Here is a 12,998-nt window from a genome sequence, read left to right on the forward strand (position 1 = left end):
CATGGAAGGGTTTTTAGCAACAGTTTTGCCTTTTATTTTAATGATTGCCATCTTTTATTTTTTGCTGATCAGGCCGCAGCAAAAACAGCAAAAGCAAGTTCGCGAAATGCAGGCAAGCTTGAAAAAAGGCGATAAAATTATTACGATCGGCGGTCTTCATGGAATGGTGGATTCCTTGGATGAAGACAAAATCGTCATTCGGACAGGAGATGGTTCCCGTTTAACATTTGACCGCCGAGCGGTGAGAGAAGTGGTGGAACAAGCAAAATCATAATGAAAGCTGGCCATTTTTGGACCAGCTTTTTTCTATGCTTTCCGCTTTGACGAAGAAAGGTTCACTCCCAACATTCCTCCGATCATGGCAGTGACCAAAAATCCCCCGTGATAAAGATAAGACTCCAGCGACAACGTTTTGCCATACCCTAAAAATTGAAACAATAGGACGATTCCTGTGTACATAACCGCCGTCATTGCACCAAGGAGCCAGCCTTTTTCTTTTCCTTTTCCGCCTGAAACGACTCCACCGACAAAAACGGCAAAAAAACTTAAGGAGGTAATCACCCAGAAAAGTGACTCTTCTGTTAAATTTGTAAATCGCAATAACAATGAAAGGACTAAGCTGCCAATCAAGGCGAGAAGCAAAATGGCAAACACGCCATAAAAAACTGCTCTTCCCCATCTTTTCGCTTCGATCATGATTCATCCCTCCCGTTTTCTAAATGGAATCCGTTGAAACGATGTCGTTTATACAAGCATATTCATTGAAAAAAGTTTTAGAATGAATTTAAACAAAAAGAGTTACTATCTTGTTTTTCTGAAGAAAATTGCGATCGCCCCGCCGATAATAGGAATCCTTATTAATTCATCACGTTCAACAAGCTGGAAAAGTATGAGCAGAAATCCGTAAAAGATCGTTGTGAACAAGCATGAACTAATCAGTCTAAGCGCCGGTTCGGAAGCCGCCATCACTTCAAACAAATAGTGGCCAAATACTCCCGTTAAAAGCATTACGGCAAAAGAGAAGGCATAGTCCCTTACATAAATGGAAAATTGCATGACTTTCAGCAGCGTGGCGTAATGGAGCACTGTAACGATAACAATGCCGCAAGTAATGGCCAACGCCGCTCCGATAATGCCGAGAGATGGCCTTGAAGCAAATAGAAAGATCAAAACGGTTTTGATGGCGGCTCCGATGAAGCTGTTGATCATTCCAGCTTTGGCCAAATCCATCGCTTGCAGGGCTGCCTGCAATGGCCCTTGGAAATAATAAAAGATAAATAGCGGCGCCATAATTTTGACATAAACAGCTGCCTTCCCGTTGCCATACATGAGAGCCATAATCGGTTCCGCATAAACGTATAAAATAACGACGGCAAGCCCTCCTGTGACGAGCGACAATCTCAATGCCTGCCTTAGCCGGTGTTCAGCCAATTTCTGCTTTTTTTGGGCAATCGCCTCGCTGATGGAAGGAACTAATGAGGCAGAAAGAGAATGAGTAATAAAAGAAGGCAAGAATAATAATGGAAGTGCATAGCCTGCTAATTCGCCGTACTGTTTCGTTGCCAATGCTGCCTGTATTCCAGCTAACGCTAAACTATGTGATACGACAATCGGTTCCAAAAACCATGAAATGTTTCCGATCAAACGGCTCCCTGTAGTGGGAAGGGCGATTTTCATAAGCTGGAAAAATGTTTCTTTTCCTTTAGCTAAGGAACGGAAAAAAGATGTTCTTACACGAATTTGTTTTTTTATACGAAACATGGCCAGTAAATACATGAAAGAAGCGAACTCGCCTAACGCAGCTGACAACATCGCCCCAGCCGCCGCATATTCAATTCCGTACGGCAAAAAAGCAGACGTGCAAACAGCAATGAAGGCAATTCTGACCGTTTGTTCAAGCACTAAAGAGACCGCTGGCGGTTTCATATTTTGCTTTCCTTGAAAATAGCCTCTAAGAACAGAAGAGACGGCAATAATGGGTATAACCGGTGCAATGGCAACTAGCGGATAATAGGTTCTTGAATCGGTAAATAATGTTTGAGATAGATAAGAGGCTGAAAAAAGAAGCGCGGTTGTCATGATTAAGCTTAAAACGATAGTAATGGACAAAGACACCACTAATATTTTTTTTATTTTTCGCCGATCCCCTTCTGCATCCGCTTCTGCCACAAGTTTTGAAATCGCCACAGGCAGGCCGAGCTGTGTAACAGCTGCAACAAGACCGAATGTAGGCATTGCCATCATATACAGTCCAACACCTTCTTCTCCTATCGATCTCGCTAAGACGATGCGGTTCATAAATCCGAGTATTCTTGTAATCAGGCCCGCGGTCATTAAAATGAGCATTCCTTTAAGGAACGTTTGCTTCGTCATTGTCTTTCCCTGCCTTCTCAAAAAACGTGTTATCATATACAATTACTATATGCGCAGGTAGTGTACATGCATGACAACCATTATGGAAGGGGCAAGGAAATGGAGAAAAATAAAGTGGAAGATTTCCGGCAGAAGCTAAAGCCTTTTTTGAAAAGTAAACTGGAAGAATTTTATTTATGCGGATATGATCAAATTTCAGAAGAAGAATTATGGACGTTTTTGATAACAAAGAAGTGGAAGAAAATTGAGGAAATAAAGCTGCACCGTCTTGTTGAAGATATTATGTCAGTCAAAGCGGCGGATTTCATGAATTACACGACGATTGAGTTTTATAAAAAAGAAAGTTGGCTCGACAGTGAAGAAGGCCAGCAATTATTGAAAGAATTGTTGTAAAATATATTTTTTCCATACTTGCTAGAGATGCTAGGAGGATCAAAATGGCAAAAAAAGGCCGCATCTTATCATTTTTCTTAATCGTGCTTATTCTTTTAGGTTTTACTGGATTTACAGCGAAACATGTAGCGGAAGGCATCACGCTTGGCCTCGATTTAAAAGGCGGTTTTGAAATTTTATATGAAGTGGAGGCGGCAAAAAAAGGAGATAAAATTGACCGGCAGGCGCTTGTCAGTACGGTTGAAGCGCTGGATAGACGGGCGAATGCACTTGGAGTGAGTGAACCGAACATTCAAATTGAAGGAGACAACCGGATTCGTGTGCAGCTTGCCGGCGTGACAAATCAAAATGAAGCCCGGGAAATATTATCTACACAGGCGGAGCTTACATTTCGCGATGTGAATGATAACGAATTGTTGAACGGTGCCGATTTAGTTCAAGGGGGAGCAAAGCAATCTTTTGATCAAAACAACAAACCGAATGTCGTCGTCGAATTAAAGGATGCAAAGAAATTTAAAGAAGTGACGGAAAAAGTGTTAAAGATGGCTCCGGACAACAAGCTGATCATTTGGCTTGATTGGGAGGAAGGAGATTCCTATAAAGAGGAGGCGGCAAAAGCCAATCCGAAATTTTTGTCAGATCCGTATGTTAATGAAGTGCTCGATACGGATACGGTCACCATTGAAGGCCAGTTTACGGTTGAAGAAGCTCAAAATTTGGCGAGCCTGCTGAATGCTGGAGCGCTGCCAGTAAAATTGAAAGAAATTTATTCGACTTCTGTCGGCGCCAAATACGGGGAAAAAGCGATGGAAACGACCATATATGCCGGTTTTATCGGCGTGTTGCTCATTTTCGTATTCATGATTTTCTTCTATCGCTTGCCTGGTCTCATTGCTTCCATCACTCTCATCGCCTATATTTATTTAATATTGCTGATCTACAATTGGATGCATGCTGTACTGACTTTGCCGGGGATTGCCGCCCTTATTCTTGGAGTTGGCATGGCCGTTGATGCCAACATCATTACAAGCGAGCGGATGAAAGAGGAATTAAAGCTTGGAAAGAGTGTGCGGTCTGCATTTAAGGCGGGAAACAGAAGGTCGTTATGGACGATTTTTGATGCCAACATTACGACCGTTTTGGCGGCAGTGGTGCTGTTTATTTTTGGAACGAGCTCTGTCAGAGGATTCGCCACAATGCTGATTGTCAGTATTATTATTTCGTTCCTGACCGCCATTTACTTGAACAGATTTTTGCTCGGTTTGCTCGTAGAAAGCCGTGCGTTGGATAAAAAACCGCAATGGTTTGGAGTGAAAAAACACGAAATTTTAGATATTGCGAAAACCGGGAAGGATACAGAAATTCCAACGCGTTTTGACAAAATTGATTTTGTAAAGCATCGGAATAAGTTTTTTGTCCTTTCCAGCGCCATGATTGTTATCGGCTTAATCGCCCTCATTGTTGCCAAGTTGAATTTAGGCATTGACTTTACAAGCGGAACGCGCATTGAAGTAGGGGCAAATCAACCGCTGACCGCTCAAGAAGTGGAAAAAGAATTTGAAACGGTTGGGCTCCATCCGGATGAAATCGTGTTGTCAGGAAATGATCATACAACGGCGGTCGTTCGGTTTGTCGGCGAATTTAATAAAGAAACCATTTCAAAAGTTAAAGACCATTTTACGGAAAAATATGGAATGGAGCCGAATGTCAGCACGGTTTCGCCAACAGTCGGCAAAGAGCTGGTGCGAAATGCGTTTATTAGTGTATTAATTGCTTCGATTGGGATTATCATCTATGTGTCGCTCCGCTTTGAATTTTATATGGCACTTGCAGCGGTTCTGGCCCTGTTGCACGATGCGTTTTTTATCGTTGTCTTCTTCAGCTTCACAAGGCTTGAAGTCGATCTTACATTTATTGCTGCTGTGTTAACGATCATCGGATATTCGATTAATGATACAATTGTCACATTTGACCGCATTAAAGAAAATATGCGTAAAGTCAAAAGAGTGAAGACGCTTGATCAACTGATCAATATTGCCAACAAAAGCTTGCAGCAAACACTTACAAGATCCATCAACACCGTTTTAACCGTCATTTTTACCGTTTTGGCATTGATTGTGTTCGGAAGCCACTCGATTTTAAATTTTTCGGTCGCGCTTTTAGTCGGATTGATTGCCGGGGTGTATTCATCTTTGTTTATTGCCACTCAGCTATGGGTGATTTGGAAATGGAAGCAGATGCAAAAAGGTTCTAAGTTAAAAATGAACGGACAGCCTCAAGGATAAAAGCTCCACACAACGGAGCTTTTTTCCTTTATTTGCGCCGGATGGTTTTCAAGGTGCCCGTTGGCGAAAGTCAGAGACAGCAAGCCGTCCCTTCTGAAATCCGTTTCTACTTTACTTGCGGGCTTGATGAGAAAATGTGTTTGAAAACTGTTGAACTCCTTCTGTATAATAGGGAGGTTGAGGAGGGGAATTTATGCTAAAATCGAAATATCGTTGGAATCGTTTATTTGAAAATGAATCCAACGGCAAAACGGTTCGCCAATTAATGAACTCATTGAACATTTCACAACTGGCTGCAAGAATGCTTGTACATCGCGGCATTCATGAAGTTGAAGCGGCGAAAGAGTTTTTACATATAAATGAACCCTCTTTTCACGACCCCTTTTTATTGGAAGGGATGGAACGAGCTTGTGAACGCATTTTTTCCGCAATCAAAAACAATGAAAAGATCGTCGTTTACGGCGATTATGATGCAGATGGTGTTTCCAGCACGGTCGTCATGATGACGGCTTTAAAGGAATTGGGGGCAGATGCTGATTATTACATACCAAATCGGTTTTCGGAAGGGTATGGCCCGAATGAGCGGGCCTTTCGAATGATTTATGAGAAAGGCTGCCGATTAATTATCACGGTTGATACAGGAATCGCTGCCATTCATGAAGCGCAAGTAGCCAAAGAGCTTGGCATCGATTTGATCATTACCGACCATCACGAAATCGGCGCTGTTTTGCCTGACGCCTATGCGATTATCCACCCGAAATTGGAAGGATCAGATTATCCTTTCAAGGAACTTGCAGGAGTCGGTGTCAGCTTCAAGTTGGCGCATGCGCTTCTGGGAACCGTTCCTGAATCGCTGTTGGAAATTGCGGCAATAGGGACCATTGCTGATCTAGTTCCTCTTTTTGGTGAAAACCGCCTGATCGCCAAAAAAGGAATTGAAAAACTAAAAACTTCCTCAAGACCTGGAATTAGGGCTCTGCTCTCTGCTGCCGGGGTTGAGAAAGCTTCTGTAAATGAAGAAACGGTCGGATTTGTGATCGGCCCGCGAATCAATGCAGCAGGGAGGCTAAAAGAGGCTGATCCTGCTGTTGAATTGCTGCTGACGACTGATCCGGTCCAAGCTGAAACACTTGCAAAAGAAATAGATCAATTAAATAAACAGCGGCAGAAGCTTGTTCAAGAAATGACGGACGAAGCAATGAAGGAAATTGAGGAACGGTTTCCGGTTGATGATCACCCCGTATTGGTCATTGCAAAAGAAAATTGGAATTACGGGGTGGCCGGCATTGTTGCATCGAGATTGGTTGAAAAATTTTATCGGCCGGCAATTGTGCTCAGCATTGACCCTGAGACCGGTATTGCCAAAGGGTCGGCCCGCAGCATCGACGGCTTTGATCTGTTTCGCAATTTATCACAATTGCGCCATCTTTTTACTCATTTTGGCGGACATAAAATGGCAGCAGGAATGACGATAAGGGCGGAAAACATTGATGAGCTTAGGCAAAATTTGATTGAAATGGCAAAGGAACAGCTCACAGATGAAGATTTTATTCCGATGAAACAGATCGAATGTACATGCAGTCTTGAAGATGTGACAATTGATGCGATTGAGGAAATCAATCTGTTCTCACCCTTTGGCGTTTCTAATCCGAAACCCCTTTTTTTATTGGAAAATGTTTTGGCGGTCAATGTAAGAAAAATAGGTGCAAGTGAAGCGCATTTGAAACTGGTGGTCGAAAAAGATGGATATGAATTAGATGTGGTCGGATTCGGACATGGTGAGGCGGCTGATGAAATATCGCCTCTTGCCAGCATTTCCGTTGTCGGTGAGCTTGCTGTCAATGAATGGAATAACATAAAAAAACCTCAGCTTTTGCTTGAAGATCTTGCTGTACCAACATGGCAGCTGTTTGATTGGCGGGGTGCCAAAGAATTGGATCGTTTGATTGGCAAACTCCCGCAAGAAAAACAATGTTTGCTTGTTTTCCGCAAAGAATCTATCGAATTCTTTAAAGGTCAGCAGTTCTATGACGGCATCCGTCTTTTTCATCAGTTGCCTCTTAGCGAAATTGAGATTACCGGAAAATATGTTGTTTTTCTTGATATGCCGACGAAATTGGATCTGTTCCGCGAGCTTTTTGAAAAGGGAGCGCCCGAAAGAATTTATGCTGTTTTTATGCAAAGATCGGACCACTTCTTCCAAACACTTCCGACACGGGAGCATTTTAAATGGTATTATGCCTTTTTAATGAAAAAAGGTTCATTTGATTTACACCAATATGGTGAAGAATTGGCCAAGCATCGAGGGTGGACAAAAGAGACGATCTTTTTTATGACAAAGGTGTTTTTTGAACTCGAATTTGTTACAATTAACAATGGAATCATTACATTAAATCAACAAGTGAAAAAGCGGGATCTGTCCGAATCCAAAACGTTTCAACGAAAACAGGAGCAAATAAAGCTTGAACAAACTCTTTTATATTCATCCTATCACGAATTGAAAGAATGGTTTGAAACGGCCATTCGCAACAGTGCTGTTAACAAAATAATGCAATAAACTGATTGAAGATTCCTAGGAGGACATAAAATGGATTTAAAGCAATATGTTACGATTGTTGAAGATTTTCCAAAACCGGGCATTTCTTTTAAAGATATTACAACGTTGATGGACAACGGGAAAGCTTTTAAATATGCCACAGATCAAATTGTTGAATATGCCCGCGAGAAAAAAATCGATATCGTTGTCGGCCCAGAAGCAAGGGGTTTTATCATCGGTTGTCCAGTCGCCTATTCTCTTGGAGTAGGTTTCGCTCCCGTCAGAAAAGAAGGAAAGCTGCCTCGGGAAACGATTAAAGTGGAATATGGACTGGAATATGGAAAAGATGCGCTAACCATTCATAAAGATGCCATCAAACCCGGACAACGGGTATTAATAACGGATGACCTGTTGGCAACTGGAGGAACAATTGAAGCAACAATCAAATTGGTAGAGCAGCTCGGAGGAACAGTTGCTGGAATTGCCTTTTTAATTGAACTATCTTATCTTGAAGGCCGGAAAAGATTGGAAGGCTATGATATTTTAGCATTAATGAAATATTAGCGTTGAATCAAGGCACTCGCAACGGGTGCTTTGTTTTATTTGATGATGGAACGGAACATTGGTTGAGAAAATCGCCCAGTCGAAATTGCCAAAAAACATTTCTCGTCTTCATGTGAACACTTTGCCCCTGATTCCGGGCAGATAAAATGAGTTTTCGGTTTCAAAACGGGCAAGAAGCTTGTTTTCGTTTTTCGAAGGCGTTTACACTTTTGTTTTTCAAAAAGATTCAAATTGATCTCTTTACATGTTTGTTCTTTTTATTTAATAATAAATACAATAACGTTATTCATTTAAAGGTGATCCCATGGCGAACGAAAAAGTATTGACAGCTGAACAGGTCATTGAGAAAGCAGAAAAATATCTGTCAGCTGACGATATAGAGTTTATAAAAAAAGCATATCATTTTGCTAAAGAAGCTCATCACGGCCAATATCGGAAATCGGGCGAGCCGTATATTATGCATCCTGTACAGGTAGCGGGAATCCTTGTGGACTTGGAATTGGATCCTGCCACCATTGCAGGGGGTTTTTTGCATGATGTGGTAGAGGATACAAACGTTACGCTGGAAGATCTTAAGAGAGAATTTAATGATGAAGTCGCAATGCTTGTTGACGGGGTGACAAAACTCGGGAAAATTAAATATAAATCAAAAGAGGAGCAACAGGCGGAAAATCATCGGAAAATGTTTGTGGCGATGGCCAAAGATATCCGTGTCATCTTGATCAAATTGGCTGACCGTCTTCATAATATGCGCACATTAAAACATTTGCCCCAAGAAAAGCAGCGCAGAATTGCCAATGAAACATTGGAAATATTTGCCCCTCTTGCACACCGCCTTGGAATTTCCAAAATTAAATGGGAGCTTGAGGATACGGCTCTCCGCTATTTAAACCCGCAGCAATATTATCGGATTGTCAATTTAATGAAGAAGAAACGGGCGGAACGAGAAAAATATGTAGAAGAGGTCATTGAAAATTTAAAGGAAAGAATTGAGGAAGTCAATATAAAAGCGGAACTGTACGGACGTCCAAAACATATTTATTCAATTTACCGGAAGATGGTGCTGCAAAATAAACAGTTCAACGAAATTTATGATTTACTGGCAGTCCGCATTATTGTCAACAGCATCAAAGATTGTTATGCGGTATTGGGGATTATTCATACATGTTGGAAGCCGATGCCCGGCAGATTCAAAGATTATATTGCAATGCCGAAAACGAATATGTATCAATCCCTCCATACAACCGTGATCGGTCCGAAAGGGGATCCCCTTGAAGTTCAAATCCGCACATATGAAATGCACGCTATTGCGGAGTATGGGATTGCCGCACATTGGGCTTATAAAGAAGGAAAAAATATTACATCCTTCGACAAAAAGTTAAGTTGGTTTAGAGAAATATTAGAATTCCAAAACGATTCTTCCAATGCCGAAGAGTTTATGGAAGCATTGAAGATTGATTTATTTTCGGACATGGTGTTCGTTTTCACTCCCAAAGGGGATGTTATTGAACTGCCTGCCGGCTCCGTTCCGATTGATTTCGCTTATCGGATTCATTCGGAAATCGGCAATAAAACAATCGGGGCAAAGGTGAACGGCAAAATTGTCCCGCTTGATTATAAACTAAAAACCGGCGATATTGTGGAAATATTGACTTCCAAACACTCATACGGCCCAAGCCAAGATTGGCTGAAGCTTACCCAAACATCTCAGGCGAAAAATAAAATCCGCCAATTTTTTAAGAAACAGCGGCGGGAAGAAAACGTGGAAAAAGGCCGCGAATTAATAGAAAAAGAAATCAAGGCGTTGGATTTTGATGCCAAAGAAGCACTGACACCGGAAAATATTAAGCGGGTCGCAGAAAAGTTTAATTTTGCGAATGAAGAGGATATGTATGCAGCAGTAGGCTACAATGGCATTACGGCTCTTCAAGTGGCCAATCGACTCGTTGAAAAATTGCGGAAACAACGCGATTTGGAAGAAGAGGAAAAATTGATTGAAAAAGCGGTGCAGCAAGGACAGAAGCAAAAGCGCCGCGATGCCGGTGTATCTGTTAAAGGCATCGACAACTTGCTAATCAGGCTTTCACGCTGCTGCAATCCCGTTCCCGGCGATGATATAGTCGGCTTTATTACGAAAGGACGCGGTGTTTCCGTCCATCGGACAGATTGCCCGAATGTCAATAAAGAAGATGTGAAAGACCGACTGATTGAAGTCGAGTGGGAAAATCAACTTGATGGCAAAAAGGAATACAATGTGGAGATTGAGATTTTAGGTTTTGACCGCAAAGGATTGATCAATGAAGTATTGCAGTCCGTCACAGAGACGAAAACAAATATTACAACGATATCAGGACGAACGGACAGAAACAAAGTAGCCAACATTCATTTGGGAATTTCAATACAAAATATAAGTCATCTGCAAAAAGTTGTCGACCGAATTAAGCAAATTTCTGACGTTTATTCCGTACGAAGATTGATGAACTAGGAAAGGGTATGATGTTGCAAAATGAGAGTTGTCGTGCAGCGGGCAAAAGATGCAAGCGTAACAGTAGATGGACAAGTTGTTGGAGAGATTCGTTTCGGTTTAATGGTTCTTGTCGGAGTTGCGCATGAAGATGAAGAGAAAGACGCTGAATTTTTAGCGGACAAGGTAGCAAATTTGCGTATTTTCGAAGATGCGCAAGGAAAAATGAACCTTTCCCTTCTCGATGTCGGCGGTGACGTATTATCGGTTTCCCAGTTTACACTTTACGGCGATTGCCAAAAGGGGAGAAGGCCGAATTTCATGAAAGCGGCAAAATCCGACACGGCCGAACGGTTATACGAATACTTTAATGAAAAATTAAGGGAGAAAGGAATCGCTGTTCAAACAGGTTCTTTCGGTGACATGATGGATGTCCGCTTTACAAATGTTGGTCCGGTCACGTTAATTATTGAAAGCAAATAAAATGGCGTTGAAAAAAACAATAAAAATGATGAAAGACCACAAAATTCATTGATGAATGTTTGTGGTCTTTTGCAATAGATCGCGGGTCCGCTGCCCGCGATTTTTTTAGGATTTTATATATTTTACAATCCCTTTGCTAATTGCTTTGGAGACTTGTTCTTGATAAGCTTTTGTGTTAATGATCCATTCCTCACGGGCATTGCTTAAAAATCCTAATTCTAAAAGGGCTGAAGGTCGGCTGTTTTCCCGCAGTACGTAGTAGTTTCCATACTGAACTCCGCGGTTTCGCAAAGCGGAATGGCGGATCAGCTCTTGATGAAGGATCGTAGCCAGTTTTTTATCTTTTGAAGAACGGTGATAAAAAGTTGTTATCCCTTTTGCGCTTTGAATAATCGAACTATTGTAATGAATGCTGACAAAAGCGGCGGCATTATTTCTTTCGGCTATGCCGACGCGGGAAGACAAACTTATATAGGTGTCATCATTTCTCGTTAAAGATACATTTACACCGGCTTTTTTTAATTGATCGTAGACGAGTTTAGCTGTTTTTAATGTCGCTTTTTTTTCAAGCGTACCGTTTGCCCCGATTGTACCGCTGTCATAACCGCCGTGGCCGGGATCAATGATGACTTTTTTTCCTTTTGACGGTAAAACACGATTTTCGCTGTCCGTATTTGCAGCAACAATCCAATTTGCTACATAGGCTGTTTTCCCATTTGCTAATTGAATTTTATACCAGCTTCCCTCAGCATTTACCACTTGAAATTGATCTCCTTTGTTCCCTCTTTGGACAATCGATGCGGAGGTGGAAGGAGCGCTGCGCAAATTCGTGCCATCATATAAAAGCGTGATGCGCTGCACGTTTCCTTTTTGAGCGGAACGAACTTCGACATATCTTTTGGAAACCCAACCTGTCCGATTTTTACCATAGTGAATTTTATACCAATCGCCGTTTTCCCCAATGATCGTCACCTTCGTTCCAGATGGGATGGAACCGACCTTGCCGGAATTGAAGGATGGAGCATTTCTTACATTTAACGAGCTTGCTGTTACAACACCCATCTGCGGAGCAGAGGGGCTCGTTTTCGAATCGGACGTTTTTATATATTGGCTCATAGCCCAGCCTGTTATTTGCTTGTAGCGGATTTTCAGCCAACCGTCTTTTTCTTCCACAATGTCGATCTTTACGTTTTTTGATAATTTTCCAATGACGGATGATTTTGTTGACGGTTTGGAACGGATATTCAGAATCGCTGCTTGAACCACTCCCGTTTTTCTTTCGTGATTGCCTCCGTTTGCAGCAGATATGTAAGCTCTTGAAACCCAGCCCATTTGCTTTTTATAGGAGATTTTTGCCCAGTCTCCCTTGTTTTGAATGAGGGCGGCTTTTTCGCCTTTCGGAAAATGCCCGATGACTTTATAGCTTGTACCTGGTCCCGAACGGATTCTCAATCCGTTTGAGGAGGAAACGACAAAATCTGTGCCTTCTTCAGATAAAAGCCACTCGGCAATCCAGCCGTATGAACCGTTTCCTAATTTTACTTTCACCCAATCGCCTTTATTTTCAACAATCGGGAATGTTTGTCCAAATTTTGCTGTTGTCTTTACAGGATAGCTTAATCCGGGTCCTGTCCGAATGTTTACTTGATCTTTTTTTATGACTGCCATCCTTGTTTCCGCCTGGACAGGATTCGCTGTTGGAACAGGCAAAGTCAAAAGGAGCGCCGCAAGGAGGATGATTGATACATTTTTTTTAGTCAAAACCCGTTCTCCTCTCCTTTCCTTTAAAATAAGAATTCAATCTTTATTTCGATATTTCCTTCTATCCTATTGAGTATTTTTTTTCTTTCCGTGGCAAACTGTAAAAGAAACTCGATATGAAAGGGCGAAAGAAAATATG

General features: G+C 41.8%; 10 protein-coding genes. 7 read left to right on the top strand and 3 right to left on the bottom strand.

Annotated features, from left to right (window positions below; all coding sequences use genetic code 11):
• The first annotated feature begins 1 nt into the window (after nt 1).
• On the top strand, nt 2-274 hold the full coding sequence (gene yajC, locus AC0KTX_RS03925) for a preprotein translocase subunit YajC (protein WP_474250931.1): 273 nt from the start codon (nt 2-4) through the stop codon (nt 272-274).
• Between the two features lie 32 nt (nt 275-306).
• Here yajC and AC0KTX_RS03930 read toward each other — a convergent pair whose 3' ends face one another.
• Nucleotides 307-696 carry a TIGR04086 family membrane protein gene (locus AC0KTX_RS03930; RefSeq protein WP_474250932.1) on the bottom strand — a complete coding sequence of 130 codons (390 nt, stop codon included), beginning with the start codon at nt 694-696 and terminating at the stop codon, nt 307-309.
• A gap of 105 nt (nt 697-801) precedes the next feature.
• The gene (gene spoVB, locus AC0KTX_RS03935; RefSeq protein ID WP_474250933.1) at nt 802-2,373 is read right to left on the bottom strand and encodes a stage V sporulation protein B; all 1,572 of its coding nucleotides are present in this window, start codon (nt 2,371-2,373) and stop codon (nt 802-804) included.
• 99 nt (nt 2,374-2,472) lie between these two features.
• Between spoVB and AC0KTX_RS03940 the strand changes: the two genes are divergently transcribed.
• The 6 genes from AC0KTX_RS03940 (at nt 2,473) to dtd (ending at nt 11,098) form a co-directional block, all read left to right on the top strand.
• Nucleotides 2,473-2,766 carry a post-transcriptional regulator gene (locus AC0KTX_RS03940; RefSeq protein WP_474250934.1) on the top strand — a complete coding sequence of 98 codons (294 nt, stop codon included), beginning with the start codon at nt 2,473-2,475 and terminating at the stop codon, nt 2,764-2,766.
• 44 nt (nt 2,767-2,810) lie between these two features.
• Complete coding sequence (secDF, locus tag AC0KTX_RS03945) at nt 2,811-5,051, top strand: protein translocase subunit SecDF (RefSeq protein WP_474250935.1); 2,241 nt, start codon at nt 2,811-2,813, stop codon at nt 5,049-5,051.
• Nucleotides 5,052-5,244: 193 nt separating this feature from the next.
• Nucleotides 5,245-7,608, top strand: a complete 2,364-nt coding sequence (gene recJ, locus AC0KTX_RS03950; protein WP_474250936.1) for a single-stranded-DNA-specific exonuclease RecJ — start codon at nt 5,245-5,247, stop codon at nt 7,606-7,608.
• 30 nt (nt 7,609-7,638) lie between these two features.
• The gene (locus tag AC0KTX_RS03955; RefSeq protein ID WP_474250937.1) at nt 7,639-8,151 is read left to right on the top strand and encodes an adenine phosphoribosyltransferase; all 513 of its coding nucleotides are present in this window, start codon (nt 7,639-7,641) and stop codon (nt 8,149-8,151) included.
• A 304-nt stretch (nt 8,152-8,455) separates the two neighbouring features.
• Nucleotides 8,456-10,636, top strand: a complete 2,181-nt coding sequence (locus tag AC0KTX_RS03960) for a RelA/SpoT family protein (RefSeq protein WP_474250938.1) — start codon at nt 8,456-8,458, stop codon at nt 10,634-10,636.
• Between the two features lie 21 nt (nt 10,637-10,657).
• The gene (gene dtd, locus AC0KTX_RS03965; protein ID WP_474250939.1) at nt 10,658-11,098 is read left to right on the top strand and encodes a D-aminoacyl-tRNA deacylase; all 441 of its coding nucleotides are present in this window, start codon (nt 10,658-10,660) and stop codon (nt 11,096-11,098) included.
• A gap of 105 nt (nt 11,099-11,203) precedes the next feature.
• Here the strand turns inward: dtd and AC0KTX_RS03970 are convergent, their stop codons facing one another.
• Nucleotides 11,204-12,859: an SH3 domain-containing protein gene (locus tag AC0KTX_RS03970; RefSeq protein WP_474250940.1), complete on the bottom strand. Its 1,656-nt coding sequence runs from the start codon at nt 12,857-12,859 to the stop codon at nt 11,204-11,206.
• Nucleotides 12,860-12,998 lie beyond the last annotated feature (139 nt).

It is taken from the genome of Aeribacillus sp. JST-2 (assembly GCF_056032925.1).